This window comes from Pseudomonas sp. WS 5051 (genome assembly GCF_012985715.1).
GTDB lineage: Bacteria > Pseudomonadota > Gammaproteobacteria > Pseudomonadales > Pseudomonadaceae > Aquipseudomonas > Aquipseudomonas bubulae.
In genome coordinates this window covers 115,877-137,078 of the sequence record NZ_JAAQWV010000004.1, presented here as the reverse complement: position 1 = coordinate 137,078, position 21,202 = coordinate 115,877, and the positions used below count along the sequence as shown (strand labels likewise).

At 59.5% G+C, this 21,202-nt stretch carries 22 protein-coding genes and 1 pseudogene; all 23 read right to left on the bottom strand.

Going from position 1 to position 21,202, the window contains the following annotated elements:
• Positions 1–21: 21 nt before the first annotated feature.
• Positions 22–786, bottom strand: a complete 765-nt coding sequence (locus tag HBN79_RS07740) for a fimbria/pilus periplasmic chaperone (RefSeq protein WP_095039309.1) — start codon at positions 784–786, stop codon at positions 22–24.
• Positions 783–3,317, bottom strand: a complete 2,535-nt coding sequence (locus tag HBN79_RS07735; protein ID WP_262372318.1) for an outer membrane usher protein — start codon at positions 3,315–3,317, stop codon at positions 783–785. Before HBN79_RS07735 ends, HBN79_RS07740 begins: the two co-directional genes overlap by 4 nt.
• A 42-nt stretch (positions 3,318–3,359) precedes the next feature.
• On the bottom strand, positions 3,360–3,632 hold the full coding sequence (locus HBN79_RS23935) for a hypothetical protein (RefSeq protein WP_254925329.1): 273 nt from the start codon (positions 3,630–3,632) through the stop codon (positions 3,360–3,362).
• A 356-nt stretch (positions 3,633–3,988) separates the two neighbouring features.
• A complete protein-coding gene (locus tag HBN79_RS07725; RefSeq protein WP_262372317.1) occupies positions 3,989–4,519 on the bottom strand; it encodes a fimbrial protein in 531 nt (176 codons plus the stop codon).
• Positions 4,520–4,852: 333 nt separating this feature from the next.
• Positions 4,853–5,989 carry a flagellar biosynthesis protein FlhB gene (gene flhB, locus HBN79_RS07720; protein WP_095002601.1) on the bottom strand — a complete coding sequence of 379 codons (1,137 nt, stop codon included), beginning with the start codon at positions 5,987–5,989 and terminating at the stop codon, positions 4,853–4,855.
• A gap of 2 nt (positions 5,990–5,991) precedes the next feature.
• Positions 5,992–6,774, bottom strand: a complete 783-nt coding sequence (gene fliR / locus HBN79_RS07715; RefSeq protein ID WP_095002602.1) for a flagellar biosynthetic protein FliR — start codon at positions 6,772–6,774, stop codon at positions 5,992–5,994.
• Positions 6,775–7,044 (bottom strand): flagellar biosynthesis protein FliQ, encoded by a 270-nt coding sequence (gene fliQ, locus HBN79_RS07710; RefSeq protein WP_095002603.1) that lies wholly within the window; start codon positions 7,042–7,044, stop codon positions 6,775–6,777.
• Between the two features lie 4 nt (positions 7,045–7,048).
• Complete coding sequence (gene fliP, locus HBN79_RS07705) at positions 7,049–7,792, bottom strand: flagellar type III secretion system pore protein FliP (RefSeq protein ID WP_169916510.1); 744 nt, start codon at positions 7,790–7,792, stop codon at positions 7,049–7,051.
• The gene (gene fliO / locus HBN79_RS07700; RefSeq protein ID WP_169916509.1) at positions 7,792–8,226 is read right to left on the bottom strand and encodes a flagellar biosynthetic protein FliO; all 435 of its coding nucleotides are present in this window, start codon (positions 8,224–8,226) and stop codon (positions 7,792–7,794) included. The genes fliP and fliO overlap by 1 nt, the downstream gene beginning before the upstream one ends.
• Positions 8,227–8,691 (bottom strand): flagellar motor switch protein FliN, encoded by a 465-nt coding sequence (fliN, locus tag HBN79_RS07695; RefSeq protein ID WP_095002606.1) that lies wholly within the window; start codon positions 8,689–8,691, stop codon positions 8,227–8,229.
• Positions 8,692–8,749: 58 nt separating this feature from the next.
• Positions 8,750–9,718, bottom strand: a complete 969-nt coding sequence (gene fliM, locus HBN79_RS07690) for a flagellar motor switch protein FliM (RefSeq protein ID WP_019828822.1) — start codon at positions 9,716–9,718, stop codon at positions 8,750–8,752.
• Positions 9,719–9,727: 9 nt separating this feature from the next.
• Positions 9,728–10,219 carry a flagellar basal body-associated protein FliL gene (gene fliL / locus HBN79_RS07685; RefSeq protein WP_169916508.1) on the bottom strand — a complete coding sequence of 164 codons (492 nt, stop codon included), beginning with the start codon at positions 10,217–10,219 and terminating at the stop codon, positions 9,728–9,730.
• A 183-nt stretch (positions 10,220–10,402) separates the two neighbouring features.
• Entirely contained in the window at positions 10,403–11,584 is a 1,182-nt protein-coding gene (locus HBN79_RS07680; RefSeq protein WP_169916507.1) for a flagellar hook-length control protein FliK, read from the bottom strand.
• 79 nt (positions 11,585–11,663) lie between these two features.
• Complete coding sequence (locus HBN79_RS07675) at positions 11,664–12,026, bottom strand: Hpt domain-containing protein (RefSeq protein ID WP_169916506.1); 363 nt, start codon at positions 12,024–12,026, stop codon at positions 11,664–11,666.
• A gap of 30 nt (positions 12,027–12,056) precedes the next feature.
• Positions 12,057–13,397, bottom strand: a pseudogene (locus HBN79_RS07670) (ATP-binding SpoIIE family protein phosphatase); the annotation flags it as partial.
• A 5-nt stretch (positions 13,398–13,402) separates the two neighbouring features.
• A complete protein-coding gene (locus HBN79_RS07665) occupies positions 13,403–13,708 on the bottom strand; it encodes an STAS domain-containing protein (RefSeq protein WP_095037442.1) in 306 nt (101 codons plus the stop codon).
• 166 nt (positions 13,709–13,874) lie between these two features.
• On the bottom strand, positions 13,875–14,327 hold the full coding sequence (gene fliJ / locus HBN79_RS07660) for a flagellar export protein FliJ (protein WP_169916504.1): 453 nt from the start codon (positions 14,325–14,327) through the stop codon (positions 13,875–13,877).
• A gap of 6 nt (positions 14,328–14,333) precedes the next feature.
• Entirely contained in the window at positions 14,334–15,692 is a 1,359-nt protein-coding gene (gene fliI / locus HBN79_RS07655; protein ID WP_095037444.1) for a flagellar protein export ATPase FliI, read from the bottom strand.
• Entirely contained in the window at positions 15,682–16,440 is a 759-nt protein-coding gene (fliH, locus tag HBN79_RS07650; RefSeq protein WP_169916503.1) for a flagellar assembly protein FliH, read from the bottom strand. Before fliH ends, fliI begins: the two co-directional genes overlap by 11 nt.
• Positions 16,441–17,463 (bottom strand): flagellar motor switch protein FliG, encoded by a 1,023-nt coding sequence (fliG, locus tag HBN79_RS07645; RefSeq protein ID WP_083369860.1) that lies wholly within the window; start codon positions 17,461–17,463, stop codon positions 16,441–16,443. It abuts the gene before it with no gap.
• A complete protein-coding gene (gene fliF / locus HBN79_RS07640) occupies positions 17,456–19,240 on the bottom strand; it encodes a flagellar basal-body MS-ring/collar protein FliF (RefSeq protein WP_095002615.1) in 1,785 nt (594 codons plus the stop codon). The genes fliG and fliF overlap by 8 nt, the downstream gene beginning before the upstream one ends.
• Positions 19,241–19,255: 15 nt before the next feature.
• Positions 19,256–19,588 (bottom strand): flagellar hook-basal body complex protein FliE, encoded by a 333-nt coding sequence (gene fliE, locus HBN79_RS07635; RefSeq protein ID WP_016781577.1) that lies wholly within the window; start codon positions 19,586–19,588, stop codon positions 19,256–19,258.
• A 241-nt stretch (positions 19,589–19,829) separates the two neighbouring features.
• Positions 19,830–21,197 (bottom strand): sigma-54 dependent transcriptional regulator, encoded by a 1,368-nt coding sequence (locus HBN79_RS07630; protein WP_169916628.1) that lies wholly within the window; start codon positions 21,195–21,197, stop codon positions 19,830–19,832.
• Positions 21,198–21,202 lie beyond the last annotated feature (5 nt).

The following is a 21,202-nucleotide window of genomic DNA, read 5'->3' as shown; positions in this document are numbered from 1 at the left end:
ACGCCTCTTCTGAGGCGCGCACTAGTCATCGGCCGCAGACACATTCGCGTCCACCTTGCAGGTGTTGCCAGTGCAACTGAACGCCAGTGCCGGGCGGCCTCCGTAATCATTTACATAGGTCAGCCAGGGTTTGCTACCCAGTGCCGCCGCACTCACGCCCAGCTTGAGCGTGCCTTTTGGCGGCACCATCAGCGGCTCAAAACCGGGAGAGGTTTTGCCCTCTTTGCTGCTGCGGGCATCGATCAGCGTGATGTAGTACGGGGTAGGATTATTGACTTGAAAGTCATCGGCCTCACGGGTCAGGATCAGTTGTTTCTGCCAGGGGTCAGAGCGTTCCTGCTGGCTCGGCACTATCGAAGCCGGACGATAAAAAAGCTTGATGCGGGTCTGCAGGGCGATCTGCAGGCTGTTGGCCTTGTCGCTACGGGGCGGAATTTCGCGCAAATTGAAGTAATAGACGGTCTCCCGGTCTTGGGGCAGCGACTTGACCGCAGGCAACGCCTGAACTTTCACCTGGCTTTTTTTACCGGGCTCCAGGCGCTGGACCGGTGGCAACACGATCAGCGGCGAGGTGATCTTGTTGCCTTGCTCATCCTCGATCCAGCCCTGGGCCAGATAAGGCAACTGGGTGTTGTTGTTGGTGATGGTCATGCTGGCGGCATCCTTGCTGCCATCAAACACGACCCGGGTTCGATCAAGACCAATGGCGGCATTGACGTTGCCGGTCTGCGACAGCATCAGGAGGACAAGCGACGAGTACGCGCAACTGAACGTTTTAATTTTCATGACTTTTTCTCGTTATCAACAATCCTGCCCAGAGAGGCTGACGCGGGCATGGTCTTGTCCGCTGCGACCCCCTGGCAGGACAGACTGAGGGTGGAAGCCAACCCGTCGACCGGTAAATCTTCAGGCAATACAAAGGTGCAACGCTCGGCACCACCCCAACTGACTATCATCCGCCCACCGGGCTGAATACCACTGAGGTAGACGCTGCCAGCATCATTGACGATGCCGGTGCCCTGCTGTTTTTCGTTTTTCACCATGGCGCCGAACGGCGGGACGCTGCCATCAGGCAGGCTCAACACAGCCATGGCCTTGAGCCCGGCAATCACTTCCAGCGTGCGATAACCGATGGCGCCCTCTGTCAGGGTCAACTGGGTCATGGACTCTGTCGCCTCCACATCGGCCGGCAAGCTTTCCAGATCGACACTGGCCGCAGTGCGCGTAAAGCTGCCGACATCCGAGACAACAGCCTTGCCGAAGGCATTGCTGCGCGTCGGGCTGCCATAGCCCCGGATCGGCACGCCAGGTACTCCACCGGTATCGATCATCAACCGGGTACCGCCCGTACCCGCAGTTCGATGCCCTGCGCCACCGTATGGCGTCAGTGTGCCGCCACCACGAGCAGACAGGGTGAGGCTGTTGTAGCTGTTCTCTTGCAGGGCAGCGCTGACGGAGACATCCGCCTGATCACCGGCATGGTTCAGGTACCCGCTAACCGAGGTGTTGCTTGCCGACAGTTGATAGCTGTTGCGCTGATCGAGCCGGTCACTGTAGTTCGTGGAATAGTTATTTTGGCCCTGAGAGCTACTGTTGACGCTGCTGGTGAGCGTCCCGGAGCGACCCATCGGCAGGCTGACTGACAGGTACATACCGGTGTGGTTGCTGGAGATGCCACTGTGCTGGTTTTTCTCCTGATTACGGAAAGCGCTCAGGGAAAGGCTCATGTTTCTTATCGAGCCCACACTGAAATAGCGCGCCAGGGACAAGTTCCATCGCTCACCGCTCGGACGATCCCAATAGGACTGGTTGCTGTAGCTCAGATAAGCGGTAAGCCCCATATCCCGAAACTGCTTGTTGACTGTCGCAGTGTAAAGCGACTTGCTGCCCCCCACCGGACCACCGTAATGGCGCGCATTCAGGTACTCGCTCATGCCCATGTAGTTTTTTTGGGAAAAACGGTAACCCGCAAAGGTGACCTGACTGTCGTACTGGTCGAAGTTTTTCGAATAGCTCAACTGAAAGGAATCGCCCGACAAGGACGTGCCCTGCAGCTTGGCGCTGGCCCGGGTCACATCGAATGAGATCGCTCCCAAGGCCAGCAGGTCGCGCCCCACCCCTACAGAAAGCGCCGTGTAATTATTGTCACTGAGACCACCGCCATACAGGGACCAGCCATTGCTTACGCCCCAGGAGAATTCGCCTGCACCGAAGACGTCGCCCTGCCCTCCGTTGTGAAGAGAAGACGGTCGACCGCTGGCCAGTTTGTAACGCACAGTGCCGGGACGCGTCAGGTAGGGAATGTTGGCCGACTCAACCTGGAAGGTGGTGACGCTGCCGTCCTGCTCTTCGACGCGCACCTCCAGGGTCCCGGTTACGGCATCATTCAGATCCCGAATACGAAAAGGGCCCGCCGCAACCAGCGCTTCATAAAGCACACGGCCTTGCTGGCTGATAATGACCCTGGCATTGGTTTTGGCAACGCCGACAACTTCCGGTGCATAGCCACGCAAATTGGGCGGCAACTGGTTGTCATCCGAGTTGAGTGCAACGCCGGTAAAACGGAAGCTGTCGAACACGTTCGAATACAGGTAGTTTTCTCCCAGAGTCAGACGCGCCTGAATCGCAGGCAGCGCTCGATAGGCATAAAAGCGGCTCCACTCCAGCCGTCGCGCACGACTGTAGCTTTCGTCTTCGATACGGCCCTGCCAGTCTGCACGCAAGCGCCAGGGGCCCGCGTTTGCGCCGAACGTGCCATTGCCGCTCAAGTCGGTTTGACGGGCTGAGCCCTTCCGCCCGCTGGACTTGGCCGTGAGGTTGTAATCCATCAGAACGCCCGGCACGCCGTTGTCCCACCGGGAAGGCGGATCCCAGTTCCGGGCGTTGTACTCCAGATAGGCTTGCGGCACGGAAATATGCAGGCTAGAGGTCGCCAGATCGCCACTGACTTCCATGCCCGCCAGGCTATTGATTTGCAGGCACTCGCCGCTCTTCCACCAGCCGAGCCGAGCTTGCATTTCAGGCTTGAGCCCCAGTTGCTCAACCAGCTCGGTCGACAGGCAGGCCTGGCTACCTTTGGGGTCATCGTCAGGAGGGTAAAAAGCTATGCGCTGCTCAGGCAGCCATTGCGAGTTGGCCTGCACCTGCAGCGGATAAACGCCAGGCAAGATAAAACCGCTGCGAGAAAATTGGGACAAGTCGATATTGGTACGATCGCTGAGGTCCAGAATATCGGTATTGAACTGAATCTCATCCCCGGCCCATACCTCAGCACCCAGCGACATCAATCCGCTCAACACGCCGGTGCGCAGTATCATTTGGGCGGCTGAGAGATCCCGCCCGGTAAACAGCCCGTACATTCAGAAATACTCCAGGCGGAAACGCACCGCAGTTCGGTGAGAACCAACCGCTACAGGACGACCATTGCCAACCAGTTGAAGGGTGTAATGCAGCTCCTGGTCCGCTCCGGTCAGAGGCGCCAGGGGCATGGCTACTCCCGGGATGCTTTCCTGCCCTTGGGTATCGGCAATACGCAGGGCCAACCCCCGGGCCGCTCCGCCAATGGCAAACAAGCGCCCGCTGGCATCCGCCAGGCCATCAAACGTCACCCTTACATGCTGCCAGTCAGGCAAGTAACTGCCTGGACGAAAAGAGTCAGGCCTGGCCAATGAGCATTTAATTAAACGCAATGTGAATATCACTGGCAAAGACTGACCCTGACGAATAAGTTGCCCCATGGGCAAAGGGTCGAATTCAACGAGTTGATAAGCGCTACTCGCATCAAGTGCACACGCAGAATCAACAATTTGCCCTTCAAGTGTTACGCGCCCACCCCCCTGACTTGCTAGTGCAGTACACACACCGAAACCCAACGTTATAAACACAAAGAACGAGGTAACCACTACTGAAATCGAGAGTGCTTTCACAGGAAACTCCCACCTGCAATTGCCCTGCTGTCGAACTTCCTACAACAGGGCAACCGGACAACCTACTGATATGCCAGCGCGAAGTTCGTAACAGCAGTAAAAGTACCTGTACCTACAGTAGTGGTTGTAGATGTTTGACCTTTCAACTGAGCACCAAAGGTCAGCGTATTGCTACCCGCCGTAATACCTTTCGGGCGGGTTGCAGTACCCAGCGTTATGGCGGTGCCGTCGAACTCGGTCAGAAGGATGCCCGCACCGGCAACGCCGTTCAGGGCCAATGCTCCTGGCACTGCTGTCGCCCCCGTACCGGTAAAGGTGGCCTTGACTGTATTGTCGGTGAGACCGGTCAACTCGATATTGAAATATTGCTTGGTACCGATGCCACCATTATTCAGCTGAGATTTGGACACCGAACCCAGCGGAACAGGTTGATCCACACTTTCAGGTGTAATGGAGCAGGCCGACTCCAAAATTTCACCGCTAAACGTGACAGTACCCGATCCTGCTCCCGCAGCACTGGCAACTGATGCCGAACAAGCCAGCAACACCATAGACGCCAAAGCAGACTTGGCAGACTTCATTGCAATACCCATCAAACACCCCCTACAAAAATGCATTACAACAATTGTTTAAAAAGCTGAAGATTTAGTTTAAGTTTAAATCCCGACACTTATTCATACCCCAAGGGAATAAAAGCGAAAGCCATTAGCTGACTTTTACCCATCCCCACACACCGAAGTAAGAAGCAACTAAACTAACAGCTAACTTTCAAACAAGAAGTAAGGCACTTCTAACTATCTTGTAGGACCCCACCTAATACAAGATAGATATATAACACCGCACTAGCAGAGATTATTTGACGGAGGCGAATTTAAAAGTAACTACTCGACGCAAAATACCTGCACTCCACCCCGTCAACTGACACGCTACTCGTCACGGCGCAAATCCGCCGGGATCGGCAAGTCCTTGAGGGGGTCCGGGCGCTTGCCCTTGCCGGCCTGGTACTGGCGGATCTGGTAGACGTAGGCCAGCACCTGGGCCACGGCCAGGTACAAGCCGGCGGGGATTTCCTGCTCCAGCTCCGTGGAGTAATAGATCGACCGCGCCAGCGCCGGCGACTCCAGCAGCAGGATGTTGTGCTTGGTACCGATCTCGCGAATTTTCAGCGCCAGGAAGTCACTGCCCTTGGCCAGCAACATCGGCGCCCCGCCCTTCTCCGGGTCGTACTTGAGGGCCACGGCGTAGTGGGTCGGGTTGGTGATTATGACGTCGGCATCCGGGATCGCCGCCATCATGCGCCGCTGGGACATTTCACGCTGCACCTGACGTATGCGCTGCTTGACCTCCGGGCGCCCTTCCTGATCCTTGTGCTCGTCGCGTACTTCCTGCTTGGTCATCAGCAATTTCTGATGGCTTTCCCATAGCTGTACCGGTACGTCCACCGCAGCGATCAGGATCAATCCGCAGGCCATCCACAACGCACTCCAACCCACCACTTGCAAGCTGTGGATCACTGCCAGTTCCAGCGGCTCATGGGCGATGCGCAGCAGGTCATCGATGTCGGACTTCAACACCAGCAAGGCCACGATCAGGATGATAAAGAATTTGGCCAGGGCCTTGAGCAGCTCCACCAGCGCCTTGGCCGAGAACATGCGCTTGATCCCGGCGGCGGGGTTCATGCGGCTGAATTTGGGCGCCAGGCTGCCCGCAGCAAAGAGCCAGCCGCCAAGGGATATCGGGCCGACCAGGGCCGCGATCAACAACGTGATCAGTACTGGCTGCACCGCGATCAAGGCGATTTTCCCTGAATGCAGCAGAAACGCGCCCATGGAATCCGGGTTAAGCAGCACTTCGCGGCTCAAGCTGAAGTTGTAACGCATCAGCTCCATCAAATCCTGCGCCAGCGCACCGCCAAAAATCAGCAAGCCCGCCGAACCAGCCAGCATGATGGCCAGGGTGTTCAGCTCTTTGGAACGTGCAATTTCACCCTTTTCCCTGGAGTCCTTTTTTCGTTTCTCCGTGGGGTCTTCTGTTTTATCGGCGCCACTCTCGCTTTCGGCCATGGCTATCTGGCCTGCGCAAGATCACGTAAAAACTGCAGGGCCTCAGAGGCCAGCGGTTGATACTGGTTGAGAATGTCCGCCATGCTGATCCACAGGATCACCATGCCCAGCACCAGGGTCAGCGGAAAACCGATGGCAAAGATATTCAGTTGCGGCGCGGCCCGGGTCATTACGCCGAAGGCAATGTTGACCACCAGCAGCGCAGTGATCGCCGGCAGTACCAGAAGCAACGCCGCACCCAGCACCCAGCCGAGTTTATTGGCGATTTCCCAGTAGTGGTTGGGCAACAAGCCACCGCCCACCGGCAAGGTGGTGAAGCTCTCGGTCAACACTTCAAATACAACCAGATGGCCATTCATGGACAAAAACAGCAAGGTCACCAGCATGGTGAAAAACTGCCCGATTACTGCCACGTTGACCCCGTTGGCCGGGTCGACCATGGACGCAAAGCCCATGCCCATCTGGATCGCGACAATTTGCCCGGCGACCACGAACGCATGAAAAAACAGCTGCAATGCAAACCCCAGTAACGCACCAATGACGATTTGCTCGGCAATCAGCATCAGGCCACTGAGATCCAGCGGGTTGACGGCGGGCAACGGCGGCAGGCTGGGCATGATTGCCAGGGTAATCGCCAGGGACAAAAACAACTTGATGCGTTTGGGCACCAGGGTGGTGCCGATGATCGGCATGGTGGTCAGCAGCGCGCCCACCCGGAATAGCGGCAGCATAAAGCTGGCGACCCAGGTACTGATCTGCGCGTCTGTCAGGGCGAGCAGCGACATTTAGCCGATCAACTGCGGAATGCTGCCGTACAACTGCAGGATGTATTCCATAAAGGTCTGCACCAGCCACGGCCCGGCCACGATCAGGGTGACCAGCATCACCAGCAAGCGTGGGAGGAAGCTCAGGGTCTGTTCGTTGATCTGGGTCGCGGCCTGGAACATCGCCACCAGCAACCCCACCAGCAAGCTGGGTATTACCAGCACGGCAACCATCAGGGTGGTCAGCCACAACGCACTGCGAAACAGGTCTACCGCGACTTCTGGGGTCATGGGGTCAAACTCCTCCGAAACTGCTGGCCAGGGTGCCGATAATCAGCGCCCAGCCATCCACCAGTACAAACAGCATGATTTTAAACGGCAACGAGATGATCAGTGGCGAGAGCATCATCATGCCCATGGCCATCAGCACACTGGCCACTACCAGGTCGATAATCAGAAACGGAATAAAGATCATAAAACCGATCTGGAAGGCGGTTTTAAGCTCCGAGGTGACAAACGCCGGCACCAGAATGGTCAGGGGTGCGGCATCCGGGGTGGCGATATCGGTACGTTTGGACAGGCGCATAAACAGCTCAAGGTCGCTGCTGCGGGTCTGCGCCAGCATAAAGTCCTTGATCGGCACTTCAGCCTTGAGGATCGCATCCTGGGCCGAGAGCTTTTCGGCCAGATAGGGCTGCAAGGCGTCGTTGTTTACCCGATCGAAAACCGGCGCCATGATAAACATCGTCAAAAACAGCGCCATGCCTGTAAGGATCTGGTTGGACGGCGTCTGCTGCAGACCCAGGGCCTGACGCAGGATCGAAAACACAATGATGATCCGCGTAAAACTGGTCATCAGCATGACAAACGCCGGGATAAAGCTCAGCGCAGTCATGATCAGCAAAATTTGCAGGCTGACCGAGTATTCCTGCTGACCATTGGCCCCGGTGCCCAGGGTAATGGCCGGAATCGACAACGGGTCAGCCCCGAATGCCAATGGCGCGACCAGTGCCAACAACAGCGCGACTACAAAACGCATCAAGGCTTGTCCTTTTGCTGACCGAGTATTTCCATCAGGCGCTTGGCAAACTCGGGGGTGGCCGGTTGCGCAGTACCCGGCACCTGCACCGGCTCCTTGAGCACATGCAGCGGGGTTATCCGGCCCGGCGTAAGGCCGAGCAGGATCTGTTCATTGCCCACCTGCACCAGCACCAGCCTGTCCCGCGCACCCAGGGCCCGGGAGCTGACCAGCTCGATCACCTGACCCTGGCGCGGGCCCGCCTGTTGAACACGACGCAGCAACCAGGCCAGGGCAAAAATCAGCCCCAGCACCAGCAACAACCCCAGCACCAGCTGGGTCAACTGCCCGCCAACACTGGCACCCGCCACCGGCGCCGCTGCGCCAGTAACCAACGGCTCGGCTGCCAGCACACTCAAGGGCAAGCCCAGTAAACTGCCAAGAAGCCGTTTCATTCAGCGCAGCTTCTTGATGCGTTCGCTTGGGCTGATCACGTCCGTCAGGCGGATGCCGAACTTCTCGTTGACCACCACCACTTCACCGTGGGCAATCAGGGTACCGTTGACCAATACATCCAGCGGCTCACCGGCCAGACGGTCCAGCTCGATCACCGAGCCCTGATTGAGTTGCAGCAGGTTGCGGATGTTGATGTCGGTACTGCCCACTTCCATGGAAATTGACACTGGAATATCCAGAATCACATCCAGATTGGGGCCGTCCAGGGTCACCGGCTGGTTGTTGCGCGGCACGCTGCCGAACTCTTCCATCGGCAGACGGCTGGAGGACGGTTTGGTTGCCGCATCGGCCGCCAGCAGCGCGTCGATATCGGCCTGGCCAACATCGCCGGTTTCTTCCAGCGCGGCTGCCCATTCATCAGCCAGCGCCTGGTCTGCAGCGGTTGTATCGTGTTCGTTAGCCATGGGGGTATCCTCGGCGGGCATTCAATCATTAGCACAGCAAATTCTTGTGGCCAGGCGCCTAGCGCCGACCGATGGGCTCAACCACTTGCAAGGCCAGATTGCCTTTGTGCGAACCCAGTTTGACCTTGAACGACGGCACGCCATTGGCGCGCATCACCAGTTCATCTTCCAGCTCGATGGGGATCACGTCGCCGGGCTGCATATGCAAAATATCGCGCAGGCGTAACTGGCGGCGGGCCACGGTGGCGCTGAGCGGCACGCTGACGTCCAGCACGTCTTCGCGCAGGGCCTTGCTCCAGCGTTCGTCCTGGTCGTCGAGGTCGGACTGGAAACCGGCGTCGAGCATTTCGCGCACCGGTTCGATCATCGAGTACGGCATGGTCACATGCAGGTCGCCGCCCCCGCCGTCGAGTTCGATATGGAAGGTCGACACCACAATGGCTTCGCTGGGCCCGACGATATTGGCCATGGCCGGGTTAACTTCGGAGTTGATGTACTCGAAATTGACTTCCATGATCGCCTGCCAGGCTTCCTTCAAGTCAATGAAGGCCTGCTCCAGCACCATGCGCACCACGCGCAGTTCGGTAGGGGTGAATTCACGGCCTTCGATCTTGGCGTGACGGCCGTCGCCGCCAAAGAAGTTGTCCACCAGCTTGAACACCAGCTTGGCGTCGAGGATAAACAGTGCCGTGCCGCGCAACGGTTTGATCTTGACCAGGTTGAGGCTGGTGGGCACATACAGCGAATGCACGTATTCGCCGAATTTCATCACCTGCACCCCGCCCACCGCCACGTCCGCCGAGCGGCGCAGCAGGTTGAACATGCTGATACGGGTGTAGCGGGCGAAACGTTCGTTGATCATTTCCAGGGTCGGCATGCGGCCCCGGACAATACGGTCCTGACTGGTCAGGTCGTAGCTTTTGACACTGCCGGGCTCGGCAGCGGTTTCGGCCTGTACCAGACCGTCATCGACGCCATGCAACAGCGCGTCAATCTCATCCTGGGACAGCAGGTCTTGCACGGCCATGTCGTGGTCCTACTGCAATACAAAGTTAGTGAACAGCGCCTGGTCGATAACCACTTTGCCGAGTTCTTTCTGCGCTACTTCCTGCACGCTGGCAGTGGTTTTCTGGCGCAAAATTTCCTGGCCAACCGGTGTGGCGAGGTCGTCAAAGGTCTGCCCGGAGAACAGCATCACCAGGTTGTTGCGAATCACTGGCATATGCACCATCAGCGCCTTGAGATCGGCGGGGTCGCGGGCTTGCAGGGTCACACTGACTTGCATATAGCGCTGGCGGCCATTGGCGTTGAAATTGACCACAAAGGCCGGGGCCATGGGTTCATAGATGGCAGGCAGTTTGACGTTGACGTCCGCTTGCGACACAGCTTCGCTCTTGGGGCTGTGCATGAAATACCAGGTGGCGCCAACGGACAGGCCAATCGCCAGCAGCACAGCCACGACGATCAGGATAATCAGCTTGAGTTTGCCTTTAACGGCGGGGTCTTTTACTGCGTCGCTCGTCGCCATGCCAATAATCCGTCACTTTTCGGTTTTCACAGGTGCTGGACTAGGCAGAGCAAGTGTTATGCCAGAAGCAGGACGGTGGGTGACTTTGTGGAAGCGGGCTTGCTCGCGATAGAGGCTATGCGGCGCTGCCGTTACACCGCGCCGAAGCCATCGCGAGCAAGCCCGCTCCCACAGGATTTTTACTCAGGCGTAGTAATCCACTGCACTGGAGCCCAGTACTACGCTTGGCGTTACCACCGCGACGTCCACTGGCTCGTCATCAATCACGCTGCCCAGGCGCTGACCACCGCTACCGTTGCGGGCCTGTTGCTCCTGGCCCTGCTGGCCTTGCCAGTGGCGCTGCTGGTCGGACACGTTGACGTCCACCTGGCCCATGCCTTGCTGGGCCATCATCTCGCGCAAGCGGTGCATCTGGCTGTCCAGTGCCTCGCGCACGCCGGCATGGCCACTGACAAAGTTGACCTGCGCCGACTGGTCAGCCGCAATATTGACCCGAATATCCAGACGCCCCAACTCTGCAGGCTCCAGCTGGATATCGGCTGATTTGAGGTTGGCGCTGGACAGATACATCACGCGATTGACGACTTCTTCAGACCAGCCGCTCTGATGCATGGCCAACGGTTGATTGACCGGCAGCGCATTGGTGGTTTTCGGCACCGCCGCCTGGGTCAGCGCAGCCAGACGGTTGGCGAAGTCATCGACACGGGTATCGCTGGCGGCACTTTTCAGGTCCTTGAGCCCCTCATCAACCAAACCCTTGAAGGCTTTCTCACCGCCGTCAGCCGTGGTCGAGTCTTCGCTTCCACCATCGACCAGCATGGCTATCGCGCTGGCCTGCCCCTGAGCGGCGGCCGGAGCGGCTTCATTAGCCGGGGTCTTGACCTGGGCCTGGCTGCCGGCCGAAACATGCCCGCCCTGCTCCATCGCCAGGCGCACGGCAGGCATAGCGTCAAGGGGGTCGGCTTCGGGGTCGAAGGTATCGTCTGCCACTGGTGGCGGCGGCGCCGGAACTGCCAGTTGCGCCACTGGCACCTCAGGGGTGGCCGGCGGCGTGGGTGTTGGCGCCTCGACAACCGGGGCCGGGGCCGGCGCTACCGGCTGCACTGCCAGCGGATCGGCCGCTGCCGCGTTATCGTCCGGCTTGTCAGCACTGTCATCCTGATCGGTGCTGACGGCATCCTTGGCCTTGCCGACAGGCAAGGGGTTGCCGCTATCGGCAACAGCTGGCGCCGGGTCAGACGCCTGGGCATAAACCTTGGCAAAAGGCTGAGCTTGCGCCTTGGCAGACTGCGCAGGGTTGCCCGCCGCCGCTTTGGGGGCTGCGGCGGCAGGTGTCTGAAGCAGGGGTTGAGCGGTAACGGGCATTAACGGGTCTCCGCTGTACGGCTGGCGTAGGTACAGGTCAGAGAGTCAGAGCAAGGTTCGGGCCAGCTTTATTGCCATGTCATCGGGATACAAAGTGCGGCGGCACCGAACGCTGGCGCTCGGCGCGATAAAGGCGCCGGACCATCTGGTATTCATCGTCGATTTTGATCACCAGCTCCTGGATCTCGGCCAGTTGCTTCTTTTGCGCACGTTCTTCAAGCAGGCCACACAAATGTGCCAAACGAATGGCACCCATGTTGCTGCTGCTGCCTTTGAAACTATGGGCAACCAGCGTCAGGTCGCAGGCTTCGCGGGTGTTGTGCAATTGGCCAAGACGCTCTTCGGAGTCGGAGAGGAAGGTGTCCAGCAGCTCGGTAAACCCTCCCTCCATCACGTCTCGCAATGCATTGACCACATTCGGATCCATATGAATGTCAGACACTTGTTCACTCCTTGATCAAGAATGGACGGATTATGCCAGACCCCCCCACGAAAACTCCACGGTCGCGCTACGGCCATCAGGCGCCCAACGCGCTGCAGGGCAGAGTTGACGTACCAGGCTCACCCCGCGTCCCGACAGACGGTCTAAATCCAGTGGCCTGGCCATCACCCTGGCAACATCAAAACCCGCACCACTGTCTTCCACCTGAATCAGCAGACGGCCGCTCTCCCCGATCGGCTCGACTTGCAAGGACACCCGTACAAAGCCGTACTTGAGCGTCGCCAAACGCTCCTTGCGTTGCTGATAGTAATGGGCGAAGCCCCCAGTATCGCGCTTGAGCCGCGAATCGAGACCCAAAACCCCGTGTTCCAGGGCATTACTGTAAAGCTCGGCCAGCACCGCATGGATCACCGGCCCCTGGGCACGCAACCCGTGGACCTCCATCAACAGTTGCAGCAAGAAGGGCAGCGGATTGAACTGGCGCAGGGTCGACGCGCGAAACTCGAAGCTGGCCGACCAGTCCCGCGGGCTGCATTGGCCGCTGTCTGAGTAGACAATAGCCGGCACCCCCAGAAACGCCGGCAGCTGTGAAGTGATGTGCACCATGCTCACATCATCCCGGGCCTGCCCCTGAAAATCGCGCAACGCCTGTTCGACCTCGGCAATCAGTTGCAGCGGATGGCGGTTGGCATCCAGTACCCGCTCCAGACGTTCAACCCCGAACAGCTGCTGATCGGGGCCACAGGTATCGATCACGCCGTCGGTCAATAAGAACACCTGATCGCCGGGCAGCATCGGCAACACCCGGGTGGCATGGTCAAACACTTCGGCGCGCAAGACACCCAATGGCAAGTGCTGCGAGGTCAGTGCCGTGCGCTCACCGCTGAGTGCCGCTTGCAGATAGCCATCAGGCATGCCGCCATTCCAGACTTCGACGCAGCGGCGCTGGGCACTCACACACAGCAACACGGCGCAACAGAACATATCCACGGGGAGGATACGTTTAAGCTTGGCGTTCATTTCCCTGAGTATTTCCGCCAGCCCGTAGCCCTTGGCCGTCATGCTGTAGAACACCTCCGCCAGGGGCATGGCACCAATCGCAGCAGGCAAGCCGTGACCGGTAAAGTCGGCGAGCAGCAGATGGGTATCCCCTGACGGCGTATAGGCGGCCAACAGCAAATCGCCATTGAACAAGGCATAGGGCGACTGCAGATAGCGGATATTGGGGTCATTGAGGCAGCCCGAGTGTGCCACCCGGTCAAATACGGCCTTGGCCACCCGCTGTTCGTTGAGCAGGTAGTCGTTGTGCCGTGCAATCTGGTCGCGCTGCTGCACTATCGTCTGCTGCAGCCTGCGCAGGCGCTGCATCGAGCCGCTCAATTGATATCGAACAACTTGTCGAAGTTGGAAACCCCCAGAATTTTGCGCACATCCGGGCTGCTGTTGACCACCCGAATATCAGAATCATCGCCTCCGGCATGCTCACGCAACAACAGCAACATGCCCAGGGCTGAACTGTCGAGATAGGTTGCATCCTTCAAATCCACCACTACGCAGGCGGGTGCGGGGCTGAGTTCTTCGTAAGCGTCACGAAACTCCTGGTGCTTGGCAAAGTCGAAACGGCCCTTGATGGCGATAGTCAGCTTACTGCCATCTGCCGAGACTTCAGATGTCACTGCCATGTGAATTGCTCCCGAGATAGTCAGTGCAACTATAGACCCTTGTGTGGGAGCGGGCTTGCTCGCGATACAGGCGCTGCGGTCACTGAGGCAAACCGGGTTGACGCCATCGCGAGCAAGCCCGCTCCCACAAGATCGGCGCAACTCCTGTGGGAGCCGGGCTGCCGGACTAGTAAACGTCTTTGCGCGGCAAGCGCTGGGACAGTTCGTCCATCAGCTTTTGTTCACGCTTGTCTTCCAGTTGACGAGCTTCGTCGGCGTAGCGCTGCACCAGCTTGCGCAGGCCTTCGACCCGGGCATAGGCCTGCTGCCAGGTCTCGCGGGCCTTGTCGAGGTTGTTCTGGTGCCACACCAGACTTTGCCGCTGCTGGCCCACTGCAGTTTCCAGTTGCCCAAGAAAATACTGATAGTTGCGCAGCCATTGCCCCGTCACGCCCTGGCTGCCGCGGTCGACCCATTGCGCCTGGTATTCACCGCGAAAATTTTCCAGATCACCGAGTTTGCTGTTGGCCAGATTGACCTGCCCCTGGAAGTGCCCCAGGCGCTGGGCCGCAGCCTTCTCGGTCTTTTCAGCCATGTCCACCACCGGCGCCAGGCGTGAAGCCCTGCTGTCACTGGCCATGCTCGATTAACCCCCGGCGGCAGGGGCGAAGATGCTGCCCAGATGGCCGCCGCTTTCGGCCAGGCTGATATTGTCGTTCAACCCCTGACGCAGATACCCCACCATCGCCGGTTGCAGGGCAATCGCCGTGTCGGTCTCGCGGTCGCCGCCCGGCACATAGGCGCCCACGCTGATCAAGTCCCGTGCCTGCTGGAAGCGCGACCACAGCTGCTTGAACTGCTGGGCGCGGCGCATATGTTCTTCACTCACCACCGAGGGCATGACCCGACTGATGGAGGCTTCAATATCGATGGCCGGGTAATGGCCCTCTTCAGCCAATCGGCGGGACAACACGATATGGCCGTCAAGCACGCCCCGCGCCGAGTCGGCAATCGGGTCCTGCTGGTCATCGCCTTCTGACAGCACGGTGTAAAACGCGGTGATAGAACCACCCCCGGCTTCGGCATTACCCGCACGCTCCACCAGTTTGGGCAGCTTGGCGAACACCGACGGCGGATAGCCCTTGGTCGCGGGCGGCTCACCAATGGCCAGAGCGATTTCCCGCTGGGCCTGGGCGAATCGGGTCAGGGAGTCCATCAGCAACAGGACGTTCTTGCCCTTGTCGCGAAAGTATTCGGCAATCCGCGTGCAATACATGGCCGCGCGCAAACGCATCAAGGGCGCATCATCGGCAGGCGATGCCACCACCACCGAGCGCTTGATGCCTTCGGCACCCAGGATATGTTCGATAAACTCCTTTACCTCACGGCCCCGCTCACCGATCAGGCCCACCACAATAATGTCGGCCTCGGTAAAGCGGGTCATCATGCCCAGCAGCACACTCTTGCCCACGCCGGTGCCGGCAAACAGGCCCAGACGCTGACCGCGACCCACCGTCAATAAACCGTTGATGCTGCGAATGCCCACGTCCAGCGGCACGCTGATGGGGTCGCGCTTTAGCGGGTTAATCGCGGGGCCGTCCATCGGCACCCAGTCTTCGGCCTTCATCGGGCCCTTGCCGTCCAGCGCACGGCCGGCGCCATCGAGCACCCGGCCGAGCATGCTCATGCCCATAGGCAAGCGGCCATTATCGGCCAACGGCACCACTCGGGCGCCTGGCGCAATACCGGCGACACTGCCTACGGGCATCAGAAAAATTTTACTGCCGCTAAAGCCCATGACCTCGGCTTCGACTTCCACCGGGTGAAAGCTGTCGTCGTTGATCACCAGGCAGCGGCTGCCCATGGCGGCACGCAGGCCTTCGGCTTCCAGGGTCAGGCCGACCATGCGCAGCAAACGGCCTTCAACCACCGGCTGCACGGGCAAGGACACCGCCGGAGCGTAGCTGCCCAGGCGTTTGGCGAAGCTGGTGCGCTTAAGGTGCATCGAGGTCGATATCGATATCAGGCGCCGCCGGATGCAGTACCTGTTCATGGAGCTGATCAAGCAACTGGCTCATGGCCTGCTTGATCCGGGTTTCGATGCTGGCATCGATGCGGCTGTGTTCGGTTTCGATGCGACAGCCTCCCGGTTGCAGACTGTCGTCTTCGACAATTCGCCATTGCTCGTCATGACGTTCACGCAAAGCCTTGATCTGGTCAAAGTCCTGCGGATTGATAAACAGGCGAATATTTTCGGCGCCCATCGGCAAGAGCTTCAAACCCTCGCGCAGCACTTGCCCGATCTGGCTCGAATCGGTTTTCAGCTCGCGCTGGATCACTTGCCGGGTCATGTGCTCGACCAGCCCGACCATGGCTTTTTCAAGCTGCTGGTCCTGTTCGGCCAGCGGCATCAGCAGGCTGTTCATCAAGCGCTCCAGGCTGTTGACCTTGGCCGTCAACGCCGTTTCGGCTTCCTGACGGACCTTGAGCTGGGTGCTATGGAAACCTTCTTTCTCACCCGTGGCGAAGCCTTCGTTGTAGGCCTCCTGGCGAATGCTTTCGAGCTCTTCGAGGGTCAGCGGCTGAACTTCATCCAGCGGCACCTCTTCCATCTCGGGCAGTTCTTCAACCGGCTCGGGTTCGACCTCTGCCTCGGGCTCGCGCCACGGATCGAAGCTGGGCAAACCCCATACATCGAAAGCACCGACATCCTTGGCACGGATCACATCACCGGGAGATTCGCCGCTGCTCACTTAGATCATCTCTTCGCCGCCCTTCCCGCCGAGAGCAATTTCTCCGGCTTCGGCCATACGGCGGGCGATGGTAAGGATTTCTTTCTGGGCGGTCTCGACATCGCTGACGCGCACCGGGCCCTTGGCTTCCAAATCGTCGCGCAGCAGTTCGGCGGCACGTTTGGACATGTTCTTGAAGATCTTTTCCTGCACGTTCTCGTCGGAGCCCTTGAGCGCCAGCACCAGTACGTCGGAGGACACTTCACGGAGCAACGCCTGGATGCCGCGGTCATCGACATCGGCCAGGTTGTTGAACACGAACATAAGGTCTTCGATCTGGCCCGAGAGGTCTTCGTCGATATCGCGGATCGAGTCCATCAACTGCGCTTCCATCGAGCTGTCGAGGAAGTTCATGATATCGGCCGCCCGCTTCACGCCACCCAGCGAGGTGCGCGCCGCATTCGAGTTGCCGGAGAACTGCTTCTCGAGGATCTGGTTCAGCTCCTTGAGCGCTGCCGGTTGCACGGTGTTAAGCGACGAGACCCGCAGGATGATGTCCAGGCGCGCCTTCTGGTCGAAATGACCCAGTACTTCACCGGCCTGATCGGGGTCGAGGTAAGCCACCACAATGGCCTGGATTTGCGGGTGCTCGAAGCGGATTACGTCGGCCACGGCACGGGGCTCCATCCACTTGAGGCTGTCCAGACCGCTGGTGTTGCCACCCAGCAGGATACGGTCGATCAGGCCGTTGGCCTTGTCTTCGCCCAGGGCCGAGGTGAGCATTTTGCGGATGTAGCTGTCCGAACCCACGCCGAGGCTGGTCTGGTCGCCAACGATCTCGACGAATTCGCTCATCACCTGCTCGACCTGCTCGCGGTGCACGTTGCGCATTTGCGCCATGGCCACACCCACCCGCTGGACCTCTTTGGGGCCCATATGGCGCAGCACCTGGGCGGCATCGGATTCGCCCAGCGACAGCAGCAAAATGGCGGCCTTGTCGACCCGGGTCAACTTGGCGTTGGCGGCGGCGCGGTTATCACTCATCGGCATTGATCCACTCTTTTACTACCTGGGCCACACGGCCCGGATCTTCTGCGACCAGACTCTTGATTGCATTCAACTGCGCGTCATAGCCTTCGCTGGGGCTTGGCAACATGATGCTTTGCGGGCCGCCAAGGCTGACACGGTCGTTGGCCAGCTCACCATCCAGACCGCCCAGGCCGCCCATCTCGGCATCGCTGCCAATACCGGCCACCTGCTTGTTGCGGCCGTGACCGGTGATGTTGTTGAGCACCGGGCGCAGCACGCCAAACACCAGCACCAGAATAAACAGCACGCCAAGCACTTGCTTGACCACATCCCAGAACCAGGGCTGGGAATAGAACGGAATATCGGCAATCACTTCACCCCGTTCGGTGGAGAACGGCACGTTGATCACGCTGACGCTGTCGCCACGGCTGGCATCGAAGCCTACGGCGTCCTGCACCAGACGGGTAAAGCGCGCCAGCTGATCGGTGGTCCACGGCACCTGAGTGATTTCACCGTTGGCCGGATTGACGCTGATCTTGTCGTCGATCACCACCGCCACCGACAGGCGATTGACCCTGCCCTGCTGCTGTTTGGTGTGGCTGATGGAGCGGTCCAGCTCGAAGTTGCGGGTCGACTGCGAGCGCTTGTCGGCCGGGTACGGTGCCAGCATCGGCTGGCCGGTGCCCGGGTCCATGATTTGCTGGCCATTGGCATCGAGCAACGGCTGGCCCGGCTGGATCATGCCTGCCCCGCCAGCAGCGCCCTGGCCGGTTTGCTGCGGCGCGCTGGCCGGGCTCGGCGGTTGATTGCTCAGGGCCCCGGGCACGCCTTGCGGGCCGTTGCTGGCGGTGCGCTGCTCACTGGTCGATTGTTCGCTGCGCAAGGCAGGCTGATCGGGGTTGAACTGCTCGGAGGTGGACTCGACTGCGCTGAAGTCCACATCGGCCGACACTTCGGCCTTGTAGCGGTCATTGCCCAGCACCGGCTGCAGGATGTTGTGCACGCGCTGGGTGAGCATGCCTTCCATGCGGCGGCTGTAATCGAACTGCTTGCCGGCCATGGTCAGCTCGGAATTTTCACCCTGGTCCGACAGCAGATTGCCTTTTTGGTCGACCACGGTGATCTGCGACTTGCTCAACTCGGGCACGCTGGTGGCCACCAGGTTGACGATTGCCAGCACCTGCCCAGGCTCCAGTGAACGCCCCGAGTAGAGTTCTACCAGTACCGAAGCGCTGGGCTTGCGCTCATCGCGGACAAACACCGAGCTTTTCGGGATGGCCAGGTGAACCCGCGCACCCTTGACGTTGTTGAGGCTGGAAATGGTCCGCGCCAACTCACCTTCCAGGCCACGACGATAGCGTGTGGCCTCCATGAACTGGCTGGTGCCCAGGCCCTGGTCTTTGTCGAGAATCTCGAAACCGATATTGCCGTCTGTAGGGGTTACGCCTGCAGCGGCCAGCTTGAGGCGGGCACGGGAAACGTCATCGGCCTTGACCAGCAAGGCGCCGGAATTGGGTTCAACGGTGTAGGCAATGTCGGCGGCGGCCAGGGTTTCCATGACCTGCTTGGCATCCATACCGGCCAGGCTGCCGTACAGCGGCCGGTAATCGGGTTGCTGGGACCACAGCACCACGGCAAAGCCGATCGCCACGCTCGCCGCCAGGCCGACCATCAGGCCGACCTGACGCAGCATGGTCATATCGCCCAGATTGTCGAGAAAGGTCAGGCCAAACAGCGGTTTGCCGCCTGCGCCTGCTTTGGCCGGAACGTTATCCGGGAGTGCATCTGCCATGACTTGATATCGCCCTTAAACCGGCATCTGCATGATGTCTTGGTAAGCCTGAACCAGCTTGTTACGCACTTGGGTCAAGGCCTGGAAAGAAACGCTGGCCTTCTGGGAAGCGATCATCACATCAGTCAGGTCGACCCCGCTTTTGCCGATCTCGAACGCGTTTGACAGCTGGCTCGACGCCTGCTGGGTTTCGCTGACCTTGTTGATCGCATTGCCGAGCATGTCGGAGAAACTGCTGGCACCCGCTTCGGGAGCGGCCTGCACAGCCGATTTCGGCTGGGCCATGGCGTCCATCTGCATGGCCCGCATATCCAACATCAATCGATTAAATTCAATACCTTGGCTCATGGACCAGTGCCTCCGACGACCCGCATTTTTTTGACACTTTCACAGCGCATATTGAGGTGTAGCAACAAGGGTGCCAGCTCTTTGTCGTTTTATAACAATTAACGTTACAAAACGTCGCAGTCAAGGATCACACCTAACCTGTGGGAGCGGGCTTGCCCGCGATGGCATCACTGCGCAGCCCCTGCTGCACCGCGTCGACTAAATCGCGGGCAAGCCCGCTCCCACAGAGGGTTAAGCGCTCTCAGGTTGCAGCAAACAAATAAGCCTCGACATCCATCCCAGCATCACGCATTTGCGCCAGCTTGTAGCGCAAGGTGCGCGGGCTGATGCCCAGACGCTCGGAAGCCTCCTTGCGCCGCCCGCGCTCGGCACGCAGGGTGTCGATAATCATCTGGAATTCACGCCGGCGCAGATCATCGCCCAAGCCGCCCGCCGACTCCACAACTTCCACCGCCAGCGGCGGCAAAGGTGCACAGGCCACAGGCCCGGCCAGGCAAAAATCTGCCGCCTCGATCACACCGCGTTGCTGCAAGATCAACGCCCGCTGAATCGCGTTATCCAGTTCGCGCACGTTGCCCGGCCACGGGTAAGCACTCAGACAGGCTTTGGCATCGGGCGAAAACCCTACAGCAGTGTGCTTCATTTTGCTGATGTATTTGGCCAGCAGTCGCTCTGCCAGCGGCAGGATATCGGCGGTACGTTCGCGCAACGGCCGCCAGGCCAAGGGAAAGACCGAAAGACGGTAGTACAGATCTTCGCGAAAACGCCCCGCCGCCACTTCCCCCGCCAGATCGCGGTTGGTGGTGGCGACTACGCGGATATCCAGCGCAATCGGCTTGCGCCCACCCACACGCTCCACTTCGCGTTCTTGCAACACCCGCAGCAATTTGGCCTGCAAGCCCAATGGCATCTCGGAAATCTCATCAAGCAGCAAGGTGCCGCCATCGGCCTGCTCGAACTTGCCGGCCTGGGCAGCAATCGCACCGGTGAAGGCGCCTTTTTCATGACCGAACAGGGTGGCTTCGAGCATGTTGTCGGGAATCGCCGCACAGTTGATCGCTACAAACGGCTGATCAACCCGGTGCGAATGCTGGTGGATATAGCGGGCCAGCACCTCTTTGCCGGTGCCCGACTCGCCCGAGATCAACACCGTGGCATCACTGCGTGCCACCCGCGCAGCCAGCTCCAGCAACTGCGCGCTCGCCGGCTCCACCGCCACTGGCCCTTCGCTGTCGGGTACGCCAAGGCTGCCAAGGGCATGGCGGGCGACCAGATCGAGCAAGGCCCTGGGTTCAAAAGGCTTGACCAGATAATCCACCGCCCCCTGACGCATGGCATCCACCGCACGCTCCACGGCGCCGTGAGCCGTCATCAGCAGCACCGGCAATTGCGGCTGGCAGGCGCGCAGGCGGGCAAGCAACTGATGGCCGTCCATGCCGGGCATATTGACGTCACTGATCACCAGACTGAAGGGCTCCAGCATCACTGCAGCCAGGGCGTCTTCCCCCGAACCGACGGCACGAAATCCGTGACCGGCCAGCAACAGCGTGTCTGCCAGGGCCTCGCGCAACGCATGATCATCCTCGACCAACAGCACGTTAATTCGCATCACCA